This is a genomic window from Aquitalea magnusonii (genome assembly GCF_002217795.2).
Classification (GTDB): domain Bacteria; phylum Pseudomonadota; class Gammaproteobacteria; order Burkholderiales; family Chromobacteriaceae; genus Aquitalea; species Aquitalea magnusonii_B.
The window spans coordinates 208,160-229,175 of the sequence record NZ_AP018823.1; the positions used below are offsets into that span (position 1 = coordinate 208,160).

The window sequence follows — 21,016 nt, forward strand, 5'->3', positions numbered from 1 at the left end:
TGCAAACGGCAAACTGCGGCCAGGGGGCGATTGTGTGCAGACCGCTGTGCTGGAGCAGCAATAAAAAACCGGCCACGCGGGCCGGTTGCAGAGGCAGCTAGCTGGTCTGTCTAGCCGGGAAACAACAGCGGGTTGAGCCCGCTGCGGGCAAAGCCCTGTTCCTCCAGCGCGGCATCCAGCGCCAGACTGGCCAGGTCGTCGGCCACCGCTTCGGCCTGCTGGTCCTTGTCCAGCGCCAGGATTTTCAGATAGCTGCCGCAGTCGCCACAGGATTCGCCACGCACGGCAGCATGCGCGTCCTGCAGCGACCAGTAGCCGATGTCGCGGGTGGCTTCGCAGTTGCTGCACTTGGCGCGCACCATATGCCACTCGCTTTCGCACAGGCTGCAGTGCAGGTAGCGCAGACCGGCCTCATTACCCTGGCGTACCACGCTGGCCACCGGCGCACTGGCACAGACCGGACACAGATGACGCGCATCGCCCGGTTCGGCCACGGCAGCCACCTGCAACTGGCTGGCCAACTGGCTGAAGTACACCGACAAGGCCGCCCAGATGAAGGGCGCTTGCGCGCTATCCACCGCGGTCAGATCACCGCAGAGCAGTGACTGGGCTGCCTGTTCATGCTGCTCTGCCGGTGCGGCCAGCAACTGCGCCAGCACCTGCTGCACGGCTGCACTGGCACCGTCCGCCAGTTGTGTACACAGGGCAAGCAGCACCTGCAGCCACTGCGCGTCACGTTGCCAGGCCATGGCCCCCAAGGGCGGCAGGCCGTGCTCGGCACATTGCTGGAAATAGGCCTCCCGCACGGGCAGCAACACCGGCTGGCTGTGTACCAACTGGTGTTGCGCCTGGGCAATGCGGCTGGCCAGTTGCAGGTAATCGGCCATCACATGGCCGGCAGCCAACTGCTGCAGCCGCGCCGCGCGCTGACGATACAGCGTGGCGGGCTGCGGCAGCAGCAGCGGGGTGATGTCCAGGCTGGCTGCCTGCCGTTCGGCCAATTGCTCGACCGGAACAATGCGTATGCTCATGGCTTGTGCTTGTCTCCTGTCATTTCACGATACCAGCGCGGGTGATGCTTCTTGGCCCAGGCATGGGTGACCACGCCTTCCACCATGGCGCGGATGGTGCCGCGCACCCAGATGGCGGCGTACACATGCACGATGATGCCGGCAATCAGCGCCAGTGCGCTCCAGGCATGCAGCAGCAGGGCAATGCGCACCACATCAATGGGGAAGGAGTAGGCAAAGTAGGGCCGCCAGATGACGACACCGGTGCAAATCAGCACCAGCAGGCAGCCCGTCATCAGCCAGAACATGCCTTTCTGGCCACCGTTGTACTTGCCGGTATCGCCTACCTCATGCCCGGCCAGCACCGACTTCACCGATTTCATCCACTTGATGTCTTCCTGGTCGATGAAGTTGTGCTGCCAGTAACGGAAGAACTGGCGGGCAAAACCGACAAACATCAGCACGCCGACAAAGGGGTGGATGATGCGCGCCAGTTGCGGCGTGCCAAACACCCCGGTGAGCCAGAAGAAGGCCGGGTAGAAAAAGGCCAGGCCGGAGATGGCCAGCAACAGGAAACACAGCGCCACGATCCAGTGGTTGATGCGTTCCGCCGCGCTGTAGCGCTTGATCAGCTTTTCCTTGCTCATGCCTTGTCCTCCTCTTCGTCATCTTCGGCCTTGTTGGGGCCGACGCCGATGTAGTGGAAGAAGCCGAACAGCACCGAAGCGGCCAGGCCGATGGTGGACAACGGCTTGAGAATGCCCTTCCACAGGCTGACCACCGGGCTGATCTGCGGGTCCTTCTTCAGCCCGTGGTACAGCTCGGGCTGATCGGCATGGTGCAGCACATACATCACATGGGTGCCGCCCACGCCTTGCGGATCGTACAGCCCGGCATTGGCATAGCCACGGGTTTTCAGCTCCTCCACCCGTTCCTGTGCGTATTCCTTCATGTCCTCCTTGCTGCCAAAGCGGATGGCGCCGGTGGGACAGGTTTTCACACAGGCCGGCTCCTGCCCCACGCTTACCCGGTCGGAACACAAGGTACATTTGTAGGCCTTGTTATCCTTCTGGTTGATGCGCGGCACATTGAACGGACAGCCGGCAATGCAATAGCCGCAGCCAATGCAGTGCTCGGACTGGAAGTCCACGATGCCGTTGGCGTACTGGATGATGGCACCGGGCGAAGGACAGGCTTTCAGGCAGCCGGGGTCGGCGCAGTGCATGCAGCCGTCCTTGCGGATCAGCCATTCCAGCTTGCCGTTCTGCTCGGTTTCGCTGTAACGCATCACCGTCCAGCTTTCGGCGGACAGGTCGGCCGGGTTGTCGTACACCCCGACATTGCTGCCCACCTCGTCGCGCAGGTCATTCCACTCCGAACAGGCCACCTGACAGGCCTTGCAGCCGATGCAGGTGGACACGTCGATCAGCTTGGCCACTTCCGCCTTGTGCTCGCGCGCAATCGGCGGCTGGGTGGGGCTGGCGGAGCGGCGCAGGATATCTTGCGATTGCAGTGACATGGTCGCTCCTTAGGCTTTCTCAACGTTGACGAGGAAGGACTTGAACTCCGGCGTCTGGGTATTGGCATCCCCGACAAACGGCGTCAGCGTGTTGGCGATGAAGCCCTTCTTGGCCACGCCTTCAAAGCCCCAGTGAATCGGCACGCCAATATGGTGTACCTGCTGGCCGTTCACCTTCAGCGCCTTGATGCGCTTGGTTACTACCGCCTTGGCCTTGATATAGCCGCGCTGCGATGACACCTTCACCAGATCACCATGGGCAATGCCTTTTTCCTTGGCCAGTTCCTCGCCGATTTCCACAAACTGTTCCGGCTGCATGATGGCGTTCAGCCGCGCATGCTTGGTCCAGTAATGGAAGTGCTCGGTCAGGCGGTAGGTGGTAGCAGCGTAGGGGAACTGCTGATGCTGACCCAGTTGCGCCTTGTCGTCCTTGAACAGCCGGGCGGCCGGGTTGGAAATCACCTTGGGATGCAGCGGGTTGGTGCCAAGCGGCGTCTCGAACGGCTCGTAATGCTCAGGGAACGGCCCTTCAGCCATCTTGTCCAGCGCAAACAGGCGTCCCAGCCCTTCCGGCTGCATGATGAAGGGTGCCATGGCGCTGCCTGGCGGTTCGTCAGCCTTGAAGTCCGGCACGTCCACACCCACCCACTTTTCGCCATTCCACTTGATCAGCGTGCGTTTCTTGTCCCATGGCGTGCCATCCGGTTTGCAGGAGGCGCGGTTGTACAGGATGCGGCGGTTGGCCGGCCACGCCCAGGCCCAGCCCAGGGTGTTGCCAAGGCCGGACGGGTCGCTGTTGTCGCGCCGTGCCATCTGGTTGCCGGCCTGGGTCCAGCTACCGGCAAAAATCCAGCAACCGGAGGCGGTGCTGCCATCGGCCTGCAGCAGGGCAAAGCCAGGCAATAGCTCGCCCTTTTTCGCCAGAAACTGGCCGGGGTTTTTCGGATCGGGCAGATCAGCCAGCGCCTTGCCGTTCAGCTCCTTGGCCAGCTCTTCCGGCTTGGGCTCGTGCGGGTCGCCATAAGCCCAGGACAGGCTGTTGATGGCATCCGGGAAGGTGCCGCCATCCTTGGCATACATGGCTTTGAGCTTGAGGAAGATGCCGGCCAGGATTTGCGGGTCGGTCATGGCTTCGCCAGGGCCTTCCGCACCCTTCCAGTGCCATTGCAGCCAGCGGCCGGAATTGACGATGGAGCCGTCTTCCTCGGCAAAACAGGTGGTGGGCAGGCGGAATACTTCGGTCTGGATCTTGGCCGGATCGACATCGTTCTGCTCACCGTGGTTCTGCCAGAAGGTGGAGGTTTCCGTCACCAGCGGGTCCATGATCACCAGGAACTTCAGTCGCGACAGCGAAGCCACGATCTTGTTCTTGTTGGGGAAGGAGGCCACCGGGTTGAAGCCCTGGCAGAAGTAACCGTTCACCTTGCCCTGGTGCATCAGCTCGAAGTACTGCAGCACGTCGTAGCCCTTGTCCCACTTGGGCAGCCAGTCATAGCCCCAGTTGTTGTCTGCCGTGGCCTTGTCACCCCACATCGCCTTCATGAAGGAGATAAAGAACTTGGGGTAGTTCTGCCAGTAGTTCATCTGGCCGTCGGCCAGCGGCTTGCTGGTGTATTTGCTCAGATAGCTGTCCAGCGTCGGCTCTTTTTCCGACGGCATGGTCATATAGCCCGGCAGGCTGGTGGAGAGCAGGCCCAGGTCGGTCAGACCCTGGATATTGGAGTGGCCACGCAGCGCATTGATGCCACCACCGGCCATGCCCATATTGCCCAGCAATAGCTGGATCATCGCCATGGTGCGGATGTTTTGCGCGCCAATGGAATGCTGGGTCCAACCCAGGGCATACAGGAAGGAGGTGGTCTTGTCCGGCGCACTGGTTTCGGCCAGATAAGAGCAAATGGCTTCAAAAGCCGCCTTGGGCGTGCCGCAGATGTTTTCCACCACATCGGCGGTGTAGCGCGACACATGTTGTTTGAGCAGGTTGATCACGCAACGCGGGTCGCTCAGCGTGTCGTCGCGTTTGGCCATGCCCTTCTCATCCAACTGGTAGGCCCAGGTGGATTTGTCGTACTTGCGTTTTTCCGCGTCGTAACCGCTAAACAGGCCGTCTTCAAAGGTGAAGTCCGGGTGTACCAGCAGTGCCGCATTGGTATAGGCGAGCGTGTATTCCTTGTTGTATTTGCCGGTTTCCAGCAAATGGCGGATCACGCCGGACAACAGGGTAATGTCCGTGCCGGTGCGGATGGGCGCGTAGAAGTCTGCCACCGAGGCAGTACGGGTAAAGCGCGGGTCGATAACCAGCAGCTTGGCCTTGTTGCGGGTCTTGGCCTCAATAGCCCAGCGGAAGCCAACCGGGTGTGCTTCGGCGGCATTGCCACCCATCACCACGATCAGATTGGCGTTCTTGATGTCGACCCAATGGTTTGTCATGGCACCGCGACCAAATGTTGGGGCAAGACTTGCCACCGTTGGTCCGTGTCATACACGCGCCTGATTGTCGACAGCCAGCATGCCCAGGCTGCGAGTGAATTTGTGGGTCAGCCAGCCAGCTTCATTACTGGAGGCCGAAGCGGCCAGAAAACCGGTGGACAGCCAGCGGTTTACCGTCACGCCATCCGCGTTCTTGGCGATGAAATTGGCGTCGCGGTCCTGCTTGATGTGCTTGGCGATGCGGGCGAACGCCTCATCCCAGCTGATGCGCTTCCATTCATTGCTGCCGGCTTCCCGTACTTCCGGGTACTTCAGGCGGTTGGGGCTGTGGATGAAATCCACCAGGCCTGCGCCCTTGGGACAGAGTGCGCCGCGGTTGACCGGATGATCCGGATCGCCTTCGATATGAAAGATTTCGGACTTGGCGTTTTTGGCGCCATCGCCCAGGCCGTACATGAGAATGCCACAGCCTACCGAGCAGTAAGGACAGGTGTTGCGGGTTTCACTGGCACGCAGCAGCTTGTAGCTGCGTACATCGGCCATGGCCTTTTCCGGCAATAAACCCAGTGTTGCAATCGTAGAACCTGCCATACCCCCGGCGCACAGCTTGAAGAACTGCCGCCGATTGACCTGCATGGAGGGGCTCCTTGTGAGGAATGGAGTAAAGGCTTTCCAGATCTCGTGTCCCAGACAACCGCCACGCGGCGCACAGAGACGGACACAGGAAAGACTGGCCTGAACAACCGGACGGTTGTAGCCTGCATGCATTATCGTCAGCTATTTGCCCAAGCTCAAATAGCAGATGCCAATTTACCCATTGAGAATGCAAATTGATGAGCGCAGACCAGCCCCCTGCATTCCCCCCGCAGCTTACGGTGCAACGCCAGCAATGGCAGGTCGGGCAGCCCTTGCAGTCCCGTGACGACGTGCTTGCCTGCGAAATTCCCGTTGCCCTGGTTTACAACGGCTTGGCCCATGTGGTGATGATGGCCAGCCCGCAGCAACTGGAAGACTTTGCCCGCGGTTTTACCCTGGCAGAGGGCATTGCCCGTCAACTGGCCGACATCTACGACATCGAGGTGCGAGAAGTTGCCAGTGGCATTGAAGTACATGTCGAACTGGCCAGCGCCTGCTTTGCCGCCCTCAAGGAACGGCGACGCCAACTGGCAGGCCGCACCGGCTGCGGTCTGTGCGGCGTGGAGCAACTGGCCGAAGTCTTCCGCCCGCTGTTAGCGCTGCCCGATAGCGTCCGCCTGGGGCTGCCAGCGCTCAATCTGGCCTTACAGGCCATGCCGGCACAGCAGTTGCTGTCGCAAGCCACCGGCTGCGCCCATGCGGCAGCCTGGCTGGATCTGGAAGGCCGCTTGCTGCAAGTGTGCGAAGACGTGGGCCGCCATGTGGCACTGGATAAGCTGATAGGTTGCCGTGCGCTCAGTAACTGGGGCGCAGGTGCCGCGCTGGTCACCAGCCGCGCCAGTTATGAAATGGTACAAAAAGCCGCCGCTGCCGGGATCGAAATCCTGGTGGCAGTGGCCGCACCAACCGCCCTGGCGGTACAGATGGCCGAGCAGTACGGCCTTACCCTGCTGGGCTTTGCCAGACCGGGACGCGTCAATGTCTACACCCATCCGCAGCGCCTGCTTTGCCAAACCACCTGAAAGAACCGGTCCGGCCTGCGTTTTATCTGATTCGACACGGTAGAAGGCCCGCCATTTGTTGCATTGCGCAAAGAGCAGTGGGCATTGTCGAACAATGGCCTTGCTTTTATGGCGAAGATCGGGCCAGAATCGAAGTCCGACATATCAACCTTTCTATATAAGAAGCAAGCATGGCACTCATCGTACAAAAGTACGGCGGTACCTCGATGGGCTCTCCGGAGCGCATCAAGAACGTGGCCCGCCGTGTCGCCAAATGGAAAGCGCAGGGACATGATGTCGTGGTGGTGGTATCTGCCATGAGTGGCGAAACCAACCGACTGATTGCCCTTGCCAAAGAGATCCAGGCTTATCCGGACCCGCGCGAGCTGGACGTGATCATTTCCACCGGCGAGCAAGTCACCATCGGCCTGCTGGCCATGGCGCTCAAGGACATTGGCGTTGACGCCAAGAGCTACTGTGGCTGGCAGGTGCGTGTCACTACCGACGACGCCCACAACAAGGCGCGTATTCAATCCATCGACGAAGCCGCCATGCGGACAGACCTCGCTGCCGGTTCGGTAGTGGTGGTGGCCGGCTTCCAGGGTGTGGATGAAAACGGCAACATCACCACGCTGGGTCGTGGTGGTTCCGATACTTCCGCCGTGGCACTGGCTGCCGCACTGAAGGCGGATGAATGTCAGATCTACACCGACGTGGATGGTGTTTACACCACCGATCCGCGCGTGGTGCCTGATGCCCGTCGCCTGAAGACCATCACCTTCGAGGAGATGATCGAAATGGCGTCCTTGGGTTCCAAGGTATTGCAGATCCGTTCGGTAGAGTTCGCAGGGAAATACAAGGTACGTCTGCGTGTGTTGTCCAGCTTCGAGGATGAAGGGGAAGGCACGCTGATTACGTTCGAGGAAGATGAAAACATGGAAAAGGCCGTCGTTGCAGGCATCGCATTTGACCGTAATGAAGCACGCATCAATGTGAAAGGCGTGCCGGACAAGCCGGGCATCGCTTACCAGATTCTCGGTCCGATTGCCGATGCCAACATCGAAGTCGACATGATCATCCAGAACGTGGGCGAGAACGGTACCACCGACTTCTCCTTCACTGTGCCGCGTGGCGAGTTCCACCGCACCATGGAGATCCTGCGCGAAGTGCAGACCCACATCGGTGCTGCCAAGATTGATGCCGACGAAAAAGTCGCCAAGATCTCCATCGTTGGCGTAGGCATGCGTTCGCACTGTGGCGTGGCTTCCACCATGTTCCGTACCCTGGCCGAAGAGGGCATCAACATCCAGATGATCTCCACTTCCGAAATCAAGGTATCGGTTTTGGTGGACGAGAAATATCTGGAGCTGGGCGTACGCGTGCTGCACAAGGTATTCGGCCTGGATCAGCCGGCATAATTTTTGGTTCAAATGCTTGACAGAGGGCGCTGCCTTGCTTAATATGGCGCTCTCTGAACGGAGAAATGGCCGAGTGGTCGAAGGCACTTCCCTGCTAAGGAAGCATACGGGCTTAAACCTGTATCGAGGGTTCGAATCCCTCTTTCTCCGCCAGAATCTGCACCCGTAGCTCAGTTGGATAGAGTATTTGGCTACGAACCAAAGGGTCGGGCGTTCGAATCGCTCCGGGTGCACCAAAGTCCCTATAGTTTAGCGGTTAGAACACCGCCCTTTCACGGCGGTAGCCGGGGTTCGATTCCCCGTGGGGACGCCAGGATTCAAGAAAAAGCCCAGTCGCAAGACTGGGCTTTTTCGTTTTTGTCCTCACGCTGTGTCACGCCATGATGCCTGCCGCTGCAGCAAGCAGGCCTTCCCCGGCCTGCTTGCCTCATCATTTCCATGCGTGGCTATTGCCTGGCCATGCAGCTTTGATAGCGGGCATTCACCTTGTCGGCAAACCATTGTGTGGTCAGCTTGCGGCTGATCTTGGGGCTGTGCAGGTCGATCTGCGGCATGCGTTCGCGTGCCAGCGGCTTGCCCGCTTTGCTGTCTGCCAGCGCAAATACTTTGCGATACAGCTCGGTTTGCGCCAGGGCGCTGCTTTTTTCCTGCTGCAAATCCCTTTCAATGGCGCTCTGGCTCATGTCCAGTCGGCTGCGCAAGCTCAGCAAGGCTTGGTAGGTGCTGCCCGTTGCCTGCTTGCCGGTATAACTGAGCAAATCACCATCCAGCGCCAGCTTGCGGCCCGTCAATTGACTGACGGCTGCTTGCAGGGCCGCATTGCGGCTGCTGTAACGTCCGGCATTGAAGTCGGCAAAGCGGTAGATCATGTCCTGATACGGTGCCGGGTATTGCAGCAGGATGGCGCTGCCGAAATAAATACCGCCACGGCGGGTGAACACATCATTGCGGATGCTGTTGCCGCTTTGGTAAGGGTAGGGCCAGATTTTGACGTGCGCTTCGGCAAACTCCACGCTCACCTGCATCGGTCCACCGGTACGAATGGGGTTTTTCATATTCATCGGCAAGCCCAGCTTGCTGGCTTCGGCTGACATGTCCTCGAACAGCAGGTTCATTTCGCGCTCGGTACGCAAGCTGTCGATACGTGCCTTGTAGCTCTTGCCGTTGGGCGAGGTTTTGAGCAGCGCGGCTTTGACCACGGGTAGCGGTACCAGGTATTTGTTGGCCCGCTCGCCAATCTTGCCCCAGACGATGTTCGGCAGATTGGGGACGGTCGGGTCGCCTTGCCAGCTGGATTCCTGTTCTATCACGGCAGCAACGGCGCAGAAGTTTTCCGCCCGATAGGGAATCTTCAGGGCGGTGAAGGCGGAAATGATGTCATTGCTCCAGCCCTGGCGGTCACTGATATGCGGTGGCAGCAGCCTGCCCAGCAAGGCGCGTCCCTGGCTCTCGTTCAAGGCTGGCTTGGCGGCAGGAATGGTTGGAGGGGGGGGGATGACACTGGGCGCAGGCACGACAGGAGGTGGTGGCGTCGGTGTGGGTAGCGGCGCGGGAGCCGGTACGGCTGGTATTGTAGGTTGGCTCGCTGATGGGGCGACGGGTTGGGTGCTACAGGCGGCAAGCATGGTCAGCAGCAGCAGCGGGTAAAAGGTTCGGGTCATGCGGGGCGAGTTCCATAAAGCCAAGCCGTGATCTTGGCCCAATGTGCCGGCCAGGGCAATCGCTGCATGCCCTGGCGATGCTGCAGACCGCCGTGCATCCAGGAAAATCTGCTCTGAAGGGGGAGGATTATTTACAATGCATGAGCAGTATGCCGCCACTTTTGGGAGAGTCCGATGATTTACCTCTATACGCCACAGGATATGGCTGCGTACCGGGACGCACTGCAGCAGGCATTGCCAGGCAGGGCCTTGGCCTGCTGGCCCGCGGCCGTGGATGCCAGCCAGGTGGCACATGCCGTGGTGTGGAATCCGCCAGCCGGTTTCTTCAAGGGCATGGTGAATCTGCAAGCAGTGTTTGTGCTGGGGGCGGGAGTAGACCGCATCTTGAAGCGTGATGATCTGGACCCGGCGGTGCCAGTGATCCGGCTGACCGATGCCGGCATGGCGCAGCAGATGCTGGAATATGTGCTGTACGGTGTTTTGCACGTACAGCGCTACATGGGTCAATACCGTCGTCAGCAGGCGCAACGCCAATGGCAGCCGGTGGCTGCCACCCCGGCCGCGCAGACCCGTATCGGCGTGCTGGGGCTGGGCGAGATTGGCGGTCGCGTGGCACAGGCACTGGCAGCCATGGGGTATGCGGTAGCCGGCTGGAGTCGCAGCGGCAGGCAGTTGCCGGGCGTGGAGGATTTTACCGGTGATGCCGGCTTGCCTGCTTTGCTGGCGCGTACCGATATTCTGGTGAATTTGCTGCCGGCCACGCCTGCCACACGTGGCCTGCTGGATGGCCGCATGCTGTCGCTGTTGCCGCGTGGTGCTGCCCTGATCAATGCCGGGCGAGGTGAGCAGCTGGATGAAGCAGCCTTGCTGGGGCTGCTGGACAGTGGCCAGCTGCGCTTTGCCATGCTGGATGTGTTTGAAGTGGAGCCGCTGGAGTCTGTGCATCCGCTATGGAGCCATCCTGCGGTGCTGGTCACACCGCATATTGCTGCCATGACATTAGTGACTACCGCCGTGGCGCAGATTGCCGCCAATCTGCAGTCCTTGCAGCAAGGCTTGCCGCCGCAGGGGCTGGTGCAGCGGGGGCGTGGTTATTGAGCAGGCAGGGCGGATAGCGGATCGATGGCCTTGCCCTGGCGGCGCAGCTCGAAATGCAGCATGTCGCGGCTGCTGCCGGAATGGCCAAGAGTGGCAATCTGCTGGCCGGCCTGCACGGTTTGTCCTTCCTTTACCAGCAAGGTCTGGTTGTGGGCATACGCCGTCAGGTAATCATTGCCGTGCTTGATGATGAGCAGATTGCCATAGGCGCGTATGCCCTTGCCGGCATAGGCAACAGTGCCTCCGGCGGCGGCGCGTACCGGCTCGCCTTCCTTGCCCGCGATGTCGATGCCCTTGTTGTTGTTACCGTTGAACTTGCCAATCACCACGCCGCGGACTGGCCATTGCAGCGCGATGCTACTGGCGGCTGGGCGGGATGGGGTCGTGGGGGCCGGTTTGGCCGTTGGCCTGGGCTGGCTTGGGCCGCTGCTATTTTGCGGACTGATGCGCAGCAACTGGCCAGCATTGATGCTGGAAGGGTCCTTGAGTTGGTTCCAATTCACCAGATTGCCCACACTCTGGCGATGCTTGACGGCAATGCGGTACAGCGTGTCACCAGGTTGAACCCGGTAAAAGCCTGCTGGCGCTGGCGGGTAGTCTGGCAGCGTGCTGCAGGCGGTCATCAGCATGATCAGCAGCAGGCTACAGCGGCGAAGAAGGGAGTACATGCGGGCATTTTAGCATTTCATGTGCGGCAGGCCGAGTTGGCTGGTTTTCGTCCGGTTTGCCCACTAAGCTGAAAGGCCCGGATGCCGTTTGGCAAGGAGTGTGCAATGGCTGAACAACCGTTTTCTCCGCAGAGTTTTCCCTATGCTGTTGAAGTGGAGGCTGGCAAGCGTTACTGGTGGTGTGCTTGTGGGCAAAGTGAAAAACAGCCGTTTTGCGATGGCAGCCATGCCGGCTCCTGTTTCAGTCCGGTCGAGTATGTGGCGGACAAGAGCGGCCTGGTATACTTCTGTGGCTGCAAGCTGAGCGAAGGCCAGCCCTTGTGCGATGGTTCGCACAGCCAGTTGTCCTGAGTCCTTGAAGTGTCTGAATGACAAAACCCCCGCCAGTGCGGGGGTTCTGTTTTGTGGCAGGCTGATCAGCGGGTAATCGGCTTGTAGCGGATACGCTTGGGCTTGGCACCTTCTTCACCCAGACGTTTCTTCTTGTCGGCTTCGTATTCCTGATAATTGCCGTCGAAGAAGGTCCACTGCGATTCGCCTTCCGCCGCCAGGATGTGGGTGGCGATACGGTCGAGGAACCAGCGGTCGTGGGAAATCACGAACACGGTGCCGGCGAATTCCAGTAGCGCATCTTCCAGCGCACGCAAGGTTTCCACGTCAAGGTCGTTGGACGGTTCGTCCAGCAGCAATACGTTGCCGCCCTTGAGCAGGGTCTTGGCCAGATGCAGACGGCCACGCTCACCACCGGACAGCATGCCCACCTTCTTCTGCTGGTCGGCACCCTTGAAGTTGAAGCGGCCCAGATACGCACGGCTGGACATTTCAAAGCGGCCCACGGTCAGCAGGTCGGCACCGCCGGATACGTCGTCAAATACGGTCTTGTCGTCTTCCAGGCCTTCGCGGCTCTGTTCGACAAAGGCCATTTGCACGGTCTGGCCGATCTTCACCGTACCGCTGTCCGGCTGTTCCTTGCCGGCAATCATCTTGAACAGGGTGGATTTACCGGCACCGTTGGGGCCGATGATGCCGACAATGGCACCTGCCGGTACCTTGAACGACAGGTTGTCGATCAGCAGGCGGTCGCCAAAGCCTTTGGATACGCCATCGAATTCGATCACTTCATTCCCCAGGCGCTCGGCCACCGGGATGAAGATTTCCTGGGTTTCGTTACGCTTCTGGGTTTCGTAGCTGGACAGTTCTTCAAAGCGGGCGATACGCGCCTTGGACTTGGCCTGACGGCCCTTGGGGTTCTGGCGTACCCATTCCAGTTCCTGCTTCATCGCCTTCATGCGGGCGCCTTCGCTCTTGGCTTCCTTCTCCAGGCGTTCTTCCTTCTGCTCCAGCCAGCTGGAATAGTTGCCTTTCCACGGAATGCCTTCGCCACGGTCCAGTTCCAGAATCCATTCGGCGGCGTTGTCGAGGAAGTAGCGGTCGTGGGTAACGGCCACCACGGTGCCGGGGAAGCGCACCAGGAATTGTTCCAGCCACTCTACCGATTCGGCGTCCAGGTGGTTGGTGGGTTCGTCCAACAGCAGCATGTCCGGTTTGGATAGCAGCAGCTTGCACAGCGCTACACGGCGTTTTTCACCACCGGACAAGGGGCCGATCTTGGCATCCCACGGCGGCAGGCGCAGTGCGTCGGCGGCAATTTCCAGCTGGTGTTCCACATTGTCACCGGCACCGGCGGCAATGATGGCTTCCAGTTTGGCCTGTTCTTCGGCCAGAGCGTCGAAGTCGGCATCCGGATCGGCATAGGCGGCATAGACTTCTTCCAGCCGTTTTTGCGCACCCATCACGTCACCCATGCCGCTTTCCACTTCTTCGCGCACGGTCTTTTCCGGGTCCAGCTGCGGCTCCTGCGGCAGATAGCCGATTTTCACGCCAGGCAGATGCTGTACTTCGCCGTCGTATTCCTTGTCCACATTGGCCATGATGCGCAGCACGGTGGATTTGCCCGAGCCGTTCAGGCCCAGCAGGCCGATCTTGGCACCGGGGAAAAAGGACAGGGAGATATCCTTGATGATCTGGCGCTTGGGCGGCACCACTTTGCTCACGCGGAGCATGGACATTACATATTGAGCCATGAGGGACCCTGCTGAATAATCGTTGACCGCCAGATTCTACCAAAAGCAGGCCGGCTGCGCTGTGCTGCCGGTCTGCCAGCCGCGGATTACCAGAACCAGGCAAACAAGGCGGTGGCCAGCATGGCAAAGGCACAGCCAAGCTTGGCAACGGTACCGATCAGGAAACCGGCCAGGGTGCCCAGCCCGACACGCCCGGCCTGCCAGGCATCACGCCGGGCCAGCAGCTCGCCGATGGCAGCTCCAAGCAGCGGCCCCAGAATGACACCGACCAATCCCAGCGGCAGGCCGGCAATACTGCCGATGAAGGCCCCCCACAGGGCTTGCTTGCTGGCTCCGGTCATCCTGGCACCCAGCAGGCCGGCGACAAAGTCGATAGCCAGTCCCGCAACAGTAAGCAAGGTCATCAGCAGCAGCGCGCTGCTGCCCAGATGCTGGAATTGATCGGCCCAGGCCAGTAGCAGAAAACCACCCAGCATCAGCGGCAGACCGGGCAGGGCGGGAAACAGGGTGCCGGCCATGCCTAATACGATCAGCACGCCAGCGAGTACAAAGAACAGGATTTCCAAGATGCTTTCCTTTGCCAGTGACTGTTGCATAGGAAAACGGCCACCAGGTAGAAGTTCCACCTGATGGCCGTGATGGCGTACGATGTGCTGGCGCAATCGCTAGCGGGCGTATTCTTCCAGCAGCACATTCTGGGCGCAGCGCTCCTTGCCACGGCTGGAGCGACGCTTGTAGCTGCCATCCGGCTGCATGTCCCAGGCGTTGACATTGTCTTCCAGGTACAGGCGCAGCGCTTCCTTGATGACACGGCGCTTTACCTTGGGGTCCAGAATCGGCACGCAGGTTTCAATGCGGCGGAACAGGTTGCGGCCCATCCAGTCGGCGCTGGAGATATACAGGTTTTCCTGCTTGTCGTTGTAGAAGTAATAGACGCGTGGATGCTCCAGGAAGCGGCCCACCACCGAACGCACGGTGATGTTGTCCGACAGCCCCGGCACGCCGGGGCGAAGTGCGCAGACGCCACGCACGATCAACTGGATTTTCACCCCGGCCTGGCTGGCGCGGTACAGCGCGTGAATGACCTGTGGTTCCAGCAAGGCATTCATCTTGGCGATGATCTGTGCGGTGCGGCCTTGCTGGGCGTGCTCGATTTCACGTTCGATGGAGTCGATCAGCAAGCCATGCAAGGTGAAGGGACTCTGGTACAACTGTTTGAGCTGGCTGGCACGCCCCAGGCCGGTGAGCTGCACGAAGATGTCATTCACATCGCTGGCGATTTCTTCATTGCAGGTGAGCAGGCCGAAGTCGGTGTAGAAACGGGCGGTGCGCGGGTGGTAGTTGCCGGTACCCAGATGTACGTAGCGGCGCAGGCGCTTGTCCTCGCGACGGATCACCATCAGCATCTTGGCGTGTACCTTGTAGCCGAATACGCCGTATACCACGTGCGCGCCGGCATCTTCCAGATGGCTGGCCCAACTGATGTTGGCTTCCTCGTCGAAGCGCGCCATCAGTTCCAGTACCACCGTCACCTGCTTGCCAGCGCGGGCGGCGGCAATCAGCGACTCCATCAGTACCGAGTCGGTGCCGGTGCGGTATACCGTCATCTTGATGGCCACCACCTGCGGGTCGGTCGCGGCGAGATTCAGCATGTCGATGACCGGCTGGAAGCTCTGGAAGGGATGGTGCAGCAGAATATCGCCCTTGCGGATGGCTTCGAACAGCGGCTGCTTCTTGCCCAACTGGTCTGGCAGAGAGGGCACGAAGGGCGGGAATTTCAAATCCGGGCGGTCCACCAGATCCGGCACCTGCATCAGTCGCACCAGATTGACCGGGCCGTTGACCCGGTACACGTCCGGCTTCTTCAGATTGAACTGGGTGAGCAGGAACTCTTCCATATGCGGTGGGCAGGTGTCGGCAATTTCCAACCGTACCGCATCGCCAAACTGACGTTGGCTCAATTCACCTTGCAAGGCTGTGCGCAGGTTTTTCAGGTCTTCGTCTTCTACCGTCAGCTCACTGTCGCGGGTGACGCGGAACTGGTAGCAGCCTTTCACCGTCATGCCCAGGAACAGCTCGTGTACATGGGAGTGCAGGATGGAGGACAGGAAGACAAAGGTATGCGGGTGGCCGCTGCACACTTCCGGCGGCACCTTGATCACGCGCGGCAGAATGCGCGGTGCCTGCACGATGGCGATGTCCGACTGACGGCCAAAGGCATCACGGCCTTCCAGTTCCACCGCGAAGTTGAGCGACTTGTTCAGCACCTTGGGGAAGGGGTGGGATGGGTCCAGCCCGATCGGGGTGAGGATGGGCATCAGCTCATTGCTGAAGAAATCGTGTACCCATTCCTGCTGTTGTTCGGTCCATTCGTTACGGCGCAGGAAGATGATGTCTTCCTCACGCAATGCCGGGAACAGCACATCACTCATCACCGCATATTGCTGGCGGACCAGTTCGTGCGTTGCCGCCGAAATGCGCGCCATGATCTGTACCGGTGTGGAACCATCGGCCAGAATGCGTCCCGGAGTCAGTTGGGCAGTATCTTTCAGCCAGGCCATGCGCACTTCGAAGAACTCGTCCAGATTCGACGAGACGATGCACAGGTATTTCAGACGCTCCAGCAGCGGCAGGCTTGGATCTTCAGCCTGGGCCAGTACGCGGCGGTTGAATTCGATCAGGCCCAGTTCACGGTTGAGCAGCAACTCGTGGGTTTGTGACATACGGTTTCGCGCCAATGATGATGAGTGTGGAGACAAAAAAGCCCTCGCGCAGGAGGGCTTGAAACAATTACTGCTGCGGTGGCGTGTAGCCAGCCGGTGCATCAGCACCTTGACCAAAGAAGTAGGCATCCAGCTGTGCGGCCAGATACTGGCGGGCACGGGCATCGGCCAGGCTCAAGCGGTTTTCGTTGATCAGCATGGTCTGATAACGCAGCCAGCCTTGCCAGGCTTCCTTGGAGACATTTTCATACACACGCTTGCCAAGCTCGCCCGGCAGGGGCGGAAAGTCCAGACCTTCGGCCTCGCGACCCAGCTTGATGCAATTGACGTTTCTGGCCATTGCTAATCCTTGCAAAAATTGAACTGAATATACTGCAGTATTGTGTCACAACCATGACACCCTTCCAACCATGCCGCCGCCGGGGTGGTCTGCGGGCTCACAATTCCTTGACGAAGATCTTGGAACGACGCTGGTTGTTATAGAAGGCTTGCCGTGCCAGCGGCAGTTGGCCACGTCCGGCCTCGGCAAAGCCGCGTTCGACAAACCAGTGCGCAGTCTGGGTGGTCAGCACGAACAGGGCTTTCAGGCCACGGGTGCGGGCCTGGTATTCCACATGTTTGAGCAGGGTTTCGCCAAAGCGGCCTTCCCGGCGCTCCGGTGCCACGGCCAGGCAGGCCAGCTCTGCCATGCCGGCTTCGGGAAACACATGCATGGCCACGCAGCCATAAATCTTGCCGTCATGTTCCAGCACCGAGTATTGGGAAATTTCCATCTCCAGATGCTCGCGGCTGCGCTTGACCAGGATGCCCTGTTCTTCCAGCGGGCGGATCAGGTTCAGGATGGGGCCGATGTCGTCCACACTGGCATTGCGCACCTTCACCAGACTGTCGCGGGCAATCATGGTGCCGGTGCCGCCATTGGTGAACAGTTCGGCCAGCAGCGAACCGTCTTCGTGATGGCTGACCAGATGCGCACGCGGAATCCCATCGCGGGTGGCCTTGATGGCATAGGGCAGGTAGGCGGTGACATCGCGTTGCAGATGGCCGGCATGCAGCAGGTCTTCGGCCTGCTGTGCCGTGAGCGAACTGACATGCTGTCCTTGCTCGTTGGTAACACCGCGCCCTTCAATCACGAAGATCAGCTTTTCGGCTTTGAGGGCCGATGCCAACTGGGCGGCCATTTCTTCCATGGTCAGATTGAAAGCCTCGCCGGTGACGGAATAGCCCACCGGCGAGAGCAAGACCAGTTCGCCAGCTCCCAGCCGGGTATTGATGCCATCCACGTCGATGCGCCGCACTTGGCCGGTGTATTGCATGTCCACCCCATCCAGCACGCCCAGCGGCTGGGCGGTGATGAAGTTGCCGCCGGCCACGCGCAAGTGGGAGCCGAACATGGGGGAGTTGGGCATGCCCATCGATAGCTGTGCCTCAATGCCGTGGCGGGTGGCACCACAGGCCTGTTTGACGATCTCCATGGTGCTGGCATCGGTCACTCGTCGGTCGCGGTGGAACAGCCGGTTCAGGCCAAAGCGCTTGAGCAGTGTTTCGATCTGCGGACGGATGCCGTGTACCAGCACCACGCGTACGCCCAGACTCACCAGCAGGTTGATATCCTGCGACAGATTGTGAAACCCGCCTTCCATCACGGCTTCGCCGCTGACTGCCAGCACGAAGGTTTTACCGCGGAAGGTATTGATGTAGGGGGCGGCTTCACGGAAGGAGAGGACAAATTCCCGGTTCAGCATTGTTGGAGTGGCTCCCGCCATGTAAGGACTTCGGAAGCGACAAGCCTAGCAGGAATAGGACTGGAAGGGCAGGGCTTTTGCCGCTTGCCATGAGCTGGCCGGAAATGAAAACAGCCACCGCTGCCAGTAGCAGGGTGGCTGTCGAAAATGGCATCAATTGCCTTGTTTGATCAGGATTTGCTGCACCTTGAGGATGTTCAGGCCCTGAGACAGTTGGTAATCCTGTTTCGGGTTCGGCTCGCGCGGGTTTTCCGGGCTGGCGTTCTTGTCGTCCTGTGGCTTGGGTGCTTCCTGTTTGATCACAGGCGGCGTTGCTGGCTTGGTCGGTTTGGCCGCTTTGGACGGGACTTCATCGCCATTCGGATTGGCCAGATGGTTTTCCAGATCCGCCTCGCGCACGCGCAGTGCCTGGTCGGCCGCCGTCACGGTAGCGTCTTCCACCACCACATCCGGCACAATGCCCTTGGCCTGGATGGAGCGGCCGCTAGGGGTAAAGTAGCGGGCGGTGGTCAGCTTGATGCCACCGGCGCTGCCCAGCGGCAGGATGGATTGTACCGAACCCTTGCCGAAGGTTTGCGTGCCAACCAGCACCGCACGTTTGTGATCCTGCAGTGCGCCGGCCACGATTTCCGATGCCGAGGCGGAGCCGCCGTTCACCAGCACCACCAGCGGCACTTTGTGGGTTTCCTGCGGCAGTACCGACAGCGGGTCCGGCATGCCGGGGCGACCGTAGTTCTGTGCGGAAGCCGTCAGTTTCATCTTGGCGTCAGCGGTACGGCCTTCGGTATACACCACCAGTGCATCCTTGGGCAGGAAGGCGGCAGAAACACCGACAGCGCTGGTCAGCAAGCCACCCGGATCGTCACGCAGGTCCAGCACCAGGCCCTTGAGCGGCTGCTTGTTCTGCTTGGTCATGCTGGCAATGGCTTCGGCCAGGTTTTCCGTGGTGTGCTCCTGGAACTGGGTGATGCGCACATAGCCGTAGCCCGGTTCCAGCAGTTTGGATTTCACGCTCTTGGTCTTGATGATGGCGCGCGTGATGGCAAATACCAGCGGCTTGGTTTCGCTCTTGCGGGCAATGGTGAGCGTCACCTTGCTGCCCGGCTTGCCGCGCATGCGCTTGACCGCGTCATTCAGCGACAGCCCGCGTACCGGCGTGTCGTCAATCTTGATGATCAGGTCACCGCTCTTGATGCCGGCTTTCTGTGCCGGGGTATCTTCGATTGGCGACACCACCTTCACCAGGCCGTCTTCGGCACCAATCTCGATGCCGAGACCGCCAAATTCACCCTGGGTGCCTTCGCGCAGTTCCTTGAATGCATCTGCATCCATGTAGTCGGAGTGGGGGTCCAGACCGCTGAGCATGCCCTTGATGGCTTCGGTAATCAGCTTCTTGTCATCAACCGGATCGACATAATCCTGCTTGATGCGGCCGAATACTTCGGCAAAGGTACGCAGCTCGTTCAGCGGCAGGGTGGTGGGTTCCTTGCCGGCAAAAGCCTGTACGCTGAGGGTCAGGGCACCGCCTGCCAGAGCCCCGGCGGCAAGCCAGGCAATTTTTTTCATGCGATGACTAGTCATGTTGTGTGTTGGTCTCCGATACCGCGAGTGGCTTAACGTACCCAGGTTTGCGGGTTGAGAGGTTGTCCCATATGCCGGATTTCAAAGTACAGGCCGGATTCGCCGCTGTCCAGTGCGCCTGTGTTGCCAAGTGTTTCTCCGGCTTTCACCGTGCTGCCCACGCCCTTGCCGATGGACGACAGCCCGGTGTACACCGTCAGATAATTGCCGCCATGATCTACGATCACGGCGTTGCCGAATCCGCGTAGCGCATCAGCATACACCACGTTGCCATCGGCGACTGCATGAACCGGCTGGCCAGCGGAGGTGCGGATGAATACACCCTTCCACGAAGTGCCTTCACTGCGCGCGCTGCCAAAGCGGCCTGCCAGTTGTCCTGATACCGGCATCTTCATACGGCCTTGCAGGCTGGCAAAGGCCTTGCCTGCCGCGCTGCTGTCAGCCACCTCTTCAACCGGCTTCTCTTGGGGTACCGGAACCGATTTTCTGGCCACTTCCGGTACCGGCTTGCCTTGTTTGCGCGCGCTTTCTGCCAGTTTGCGGCGGCGTTCGTTTTCTTTCTTGGCCGCCAGTGCCGCGGCCTGGCGGGCCTTGCGTTCTTCCGCCGCCTTGCGGATGGCTTCCTGGCGGCGGCGCTCGATTTCCTGGTTGATCTGGGCAATCAGGTTGGTCAGCCGCTTTTCATCTTCCTGCAGCTTGCTCAGCCGGCTTTGTCCGGCCTGGATTTCGCCGGATATCTTGTTCAACTGGGCAAGCTTGTTGGTCTTGCTGTTGAGCAGGGCGTTTTTTTCCCGGCTTTTGTGGTTGGACAGCGCATCCAGGCGGGCCAGCTCCTGTTCCAGCTGGAAGGTTAGCGCTTCAAGCTCATGTTGATGGCTGATCAGTTGCGTCACCATTTGCTGCTGTGCCTTGGCAATATGCTGGTAATACACCATGTCGCGCGAAGTCTGGTTCGGATCGTCGGCGTTGAGCATCAGCTTCATGGCGTCGTGATCGCCACTCTTGTACTGCCTGGCCAGCATCTGCGCTACGCGCTGGCGGGTTTCTGCCAGTTTGCGCGCGGTGGTTTGCACTTGCTGGCGCAAGTCTGCCAGTTGCTGTGCCGAGTTATTCTGTTTGTTTTCCAGCTTGGCAATCACCTGATTGGTTTGGGCAATTGCCTGCTCCGATTCTTGAATGGCGGATTTGGCTTCCTGTTGCACCGCCTGTTTCTGCGCCAGATCCTTCTTCAGATTATCGATTTCCTTGCGCACCGATTGCAGGTTCTGTTGCTGTGGGGCTGTGGACAAGGGATGGGAGGCAGGGGAGGGGGCGGCCTGGGCCGCGCCAGCCAGCAGGGCTAGCAGCAATATCGGTTTCATTCCATTTTCGCTTCGGATTACACCTGTTGCCTGCATGATAACAGGCCACGGCATGCCGGGCAGCTTCATTGCCGGCCTGCG

Annotated in this window: 17 protein-coding genes and 3 tRNA genes; 7 read left to right on the forward strand and 13 right to left on the reverse strand. The window is 59.9% G+C overall.

The features are described from left to right. Positions 1–110: 110 nt before the first annotated feature. Genes fdhE through fdnG form a run of 4 tightly spaced genes read right to left on the reverse strand, consistent with a single transcriptional unit; the run spans position 111 to position 5,595 of the window. Entirely contained in the window at positions 111–1,031 is a 921-nt protein-coding gene (gene fdhE / locus DLM_RS01060; RefSeq protein ID WP_089083984.1) for a formate dehydrogenase accessory protein FdhE, read from the reverse strand. Continuing rightward, complete coding sequence (locus tag DLM_RS01065) at positions 1,028–1,657, reverse strand: formate dehydrogenase subunit gamma (protein ID WP_089083985.1); 630 nt, start codon at positions 1,655–1,657, stop codon at positions 1,028–1,030. Before DLM_RS01065 ends, fdhE begins: the two co-directional genes overlap by 4 nt. Further along, a complete protein-coding gene (gene fdxH, locus DLM_RS01070; RefSeq protein ID WP_089083986.1) occupies positions 1,654–2,529 on the reverse strand; it encodes a formate dehydrogenase subunit beta in 876 nt (291 codons plus the stop codon). Before fdxH ends, DLM_RS01065 begins: the two co-directional genes overlap by 4 nt. 9 nt (positions 2,530–2,538) lie before the next feature. Further along, entirely contained in the window at positions 2,539–5,595 is a 3,057-nt protein-coding gene (fdnG, locus tag DLM_RS01075; protein ID WP_089083987.1) for a formate dehydrogenase-N subunit alpha, read from the reverse strand. A gap of 197 nt (positions 5,596–5,792) precedes the next feature. Between fdnG and fdhD the strand changes: the two genes are divergently transcribed. From fdhD to DLM_RS01100, 5 genes are all read left to right on the forward strand, one after another. Further along, complete coding sequence (gene fdhD, locus DLM_RS01080) at positions 5,793–6,617, forward strand: formate dehydrogenase accessory sulfurtransferase FdhD (protein ID WP_089083988.1); 825 nt, start codon at positions 5,793–5,795, stop codon at positions 6,615–6,617. A 170-nt stretch (positions 6,618–6,787) separates the two neighbouring features. After that, positions 6,788–8,014, forward strand: coding sequence for an aspartate kinase (locus DLM_RS01085; protein ID WP_089083989.1), 1,227 nt, complete (start codon positions 6,788–6,790; stop codon positions 8,012–8,014). A gap of 59 nt (positions 8,015–8,073) precedes the next feature. Then, positions 8,074–8,167, forward strand: a tRNA-Ser gene (locus DLM_RS01090). Positions 8,168–8,173: 6 nt separating this feature from the next. Beyond that, positions 8,174–8,250, forward strand: a tRNA-Arg gene (locus DLM_RS01095). Between the two features lie 2 nt (positions 8,251–8,252). Further along, positions 8,253–8,327: transfer RNA gene (locus DLM_RS01100), tRNA-Glu, on the forward strand. A 133-nt stretch (positions 8,328–8,460) separates the two neighbouring features. Here DLM_RS01100 and DLM_RS01105 read toward each other — a convergent pair. After that, positions 8,461–9,471, reverse strand: coding sequence for a DUF1615 domain-containing protein (locus DLM_RS01105; protein WP_231959982.1), 1,011 nt, complete (start codon positions 9,469–9,471; stop codon positions 8,461–8,463). Between the two features lie 378 nt (positions 9,472–9,849). Here DLM_RS01105 and DLM_RS01110 point away from each other — a divergent pair, with 378 nt between their 5' ends. Next, positions 9,850–10,773, forward strand: coding sequence for a 2-hydroxyacid dehydrogenase (locus DLM_RS01110; protein WP_089083991.1), 924 nt, complete (start codon positions 9,850–9,852; stop codon positions 10,771–10,773). On the opposite strand, the gene DLM_RS01115 is transcribed toward DLM_RS01110, so the two are convergent. After that, on the reverse strand, positions 10,767–11,441 hold the full coding sequence (locus DLM_RS01115) for a peptidoglycan DD-metalloendopeptidase family protein (RefSeq protein WP_089083992.1): 675 nt from the start codon (positions 11,439–11,441) through the stop codon (positions 10,767–10,769). The genes DLM_RS01110 and DLM_RS01115 overlap by 7 nt on opposite strands. Before the next feature lie 105 nt (positions 11,442–11,546). Here DLM_RS01115 and DLM_RS01120 point away from each other — a divergent pair, with 105 nt between their 5' ends. Beyond that, positions 11,547–11,792, forward strand: a complete 246-nt coding sequence (locus DLM_RS01120; RefSeq protein ID WP_089083993.1) for a CDGSH iron-sulfur domain-containing protein — start codon at positions 11,547–11,549, stop codon at positions 11,790–11,792. A gap of 65 nt (positions 11,793–11,857) precedes the next feature. Here the strand turns inward: DLM_RS01120 and ettA are convergent, their stop codons facing one another. From ettA to DLM_RS01155, 7 genes are all read right to left on the reverse strand, one after another. Further along, positions 11,858–13,525, reverse strand: a complete 1,668-nt coding sequence (gene ettA, locus DLM_RS01125; protein WP_089083994.1) for an energy-dependent translational throttle protein EttA — start codon at positions 13,523–13,525, stop codon at positions 11,858–11,860. A gap of 86 nt (positions 13,526–13,611) precedes the next feature. Next, positions 13,612–14,091, reverse strand: coding sequence for a DUF456 domain-containing protein (locus DLM_RS01130; protein WP_231959985.1), 480 nt, complete (start codon positions 14,089–14,091; stop codon positions 13,612–13,614). 99 nt (positions 14,092–14,190) lie between these two features. After that, a complete protein-coding gene (gene ppk1, locus DLM_RS01135; protein ID WP_089083996.1) occupies positions 14,191–16,248 on the reverse strand; it encodes a polyphosphate kinase 1 in 2,058 nt (685 codons plus the stop codon). A 67-nt stretch (positions 16,249–16,315) separates the two neighbouring features. Next, on the reverse strand, positions 16,316–16,588 hold the full coding sequence (locus DLM_RS01140; protein WP_045845523.1) for an oxidative damage protection protein: 273 nt from the start codon (positions 16,586–16,588) through the stop codon (positions 16,316–16,318). Positions 16,589–16,685: 97 nt separating this feature from the next. Continuing rightward, a complete protein-coding gene (argA, locus tag DLM_RS01145) occupies positions 16,686–17,993 on the reverse strand; it encodes an amino-acid N-acetyltransferase (protein WP_089083997.1) in 1,308 nt (435 codons plus the stop codon). Positions 17,994–18,146: 153 nt separating this feature from the next. Continuing rightward, a complete protein-coding gene (locus DLM_RS01150) occupies positions 18,147–19,559 on the reverse strand; it encodes a S41 family peptidase (protein ID WP_089083998.1) in 1,413 nt (470 codons plus the stop codon). A 47-nt stretch (positions 19,560–19,606) separates the two neighbouring features. Beyond that, the gene (locus tag DLM_RS01155) at positions 19,607–20,935 is read right to left on the reverse strand and encodes a murein hydrolase activator EnvC family protein (protein ID WP_089083999.1); all 1,329 of its coding nucleotides are present in this window, start codon (positions 20,933–20,935) and stop codon (positions 19,607–19,609) included. Positions 20,936–21,016 lie beyond the last annotated feature (81 nt).

Coding starts and splice junctions, on each gene's coding strand:
- DLM_RS01110 (WP_089083991.1), top strand. CDS start 9,850: ATGATTTACCTCTATACGCCACAGGATATGGCTGCGTACCGGGACGCA.
- fdhD (WP_089083988.1), top strand. CDS start 5,793: ATGAGCGCAGACCAGCCCCCTGCATTCCCCCCGCAGCTTACGGTGCAA.
- ettA (WP_089083994.1), bottom strand. CDS start 13,525: ATGGCTCAATATGTAATGTCCATGCTCCGCGTGAGCAAAGTGGTGCCG.
- fdxH (WP_089083986.1), bottom strand. CDS start 2,529: ATGTCACTGCAATCGCAAGATATCCTGCGCCGCTCCGCCAGCCCCACC.
- DLM_RS01065 (WP_089083985.1), bottom strand. CDS start 1,657: ATGAGCAAGGAAAAGCTGATCAAGCGCTACAGCGCGGCGGAACGCATC.
- DLM_RS01120 (WP_089083993.1), top strand. CDS start 11,547: ATGGCTGAACAACCGTTTTCTCCGCAGAGTTTTCCCTATGCTGTTGAA.
- DLM_RS01115 (WP_089083992.1), bottom strand. CDS start 11,441: ATGTACTCCCTTCTTCGCCGCTGTAGCCTGCTGCTGATCATGCTGATG.
- DLM_RS01140 (WP_045845523.1), bottom strand. CDS start 16,588: ATGGCCAGAAACGTCAATTGCATCAAGCTGGGTCGCGAGGCCGAAGGT.
- fdhE (WP_089083984.1), bottom strand. CDS start 1,031: ATGAGCATACGCATTGTTCCGGTCGAGCAATTGGCCGAACGGCAGGCA.
- DLM_RS01085 (WP_089083989.1), top strand. CDS start 6,788: ATGGCACTCATCGTACAAAAGTACGGCGGTACCTCGATGGGCTCTCCG.
- DLM_RS01155 (WP_089083999.1), bottom strand. CDS start 20,935: ATGAAACCGATATTGCTGCTAGCCCTGCTGGCTGGCGCGGCCCAGGCC.
- ppk1 (WP_089083996.1), bottom strand. CDS start 16,248: ATGTCACAAACCCACGAGTTGCTGCTCAACCGTGAACTGGGCCTGATC.
- argA (WP_089083997.1), bottom strand. CDS start 17,993: ATGCTGAACCGGGAATTTGTCCTCTCCTTCCGTGAAGCCGCCCCCTAC.
- DLM_RS01150 (WP_089083998.1), bottom strand. CDS start 19,559: ATGAAAAAAATTGCCTGGCTTGCCGCCGGGGCTCTGGCAGGCGGTGCC.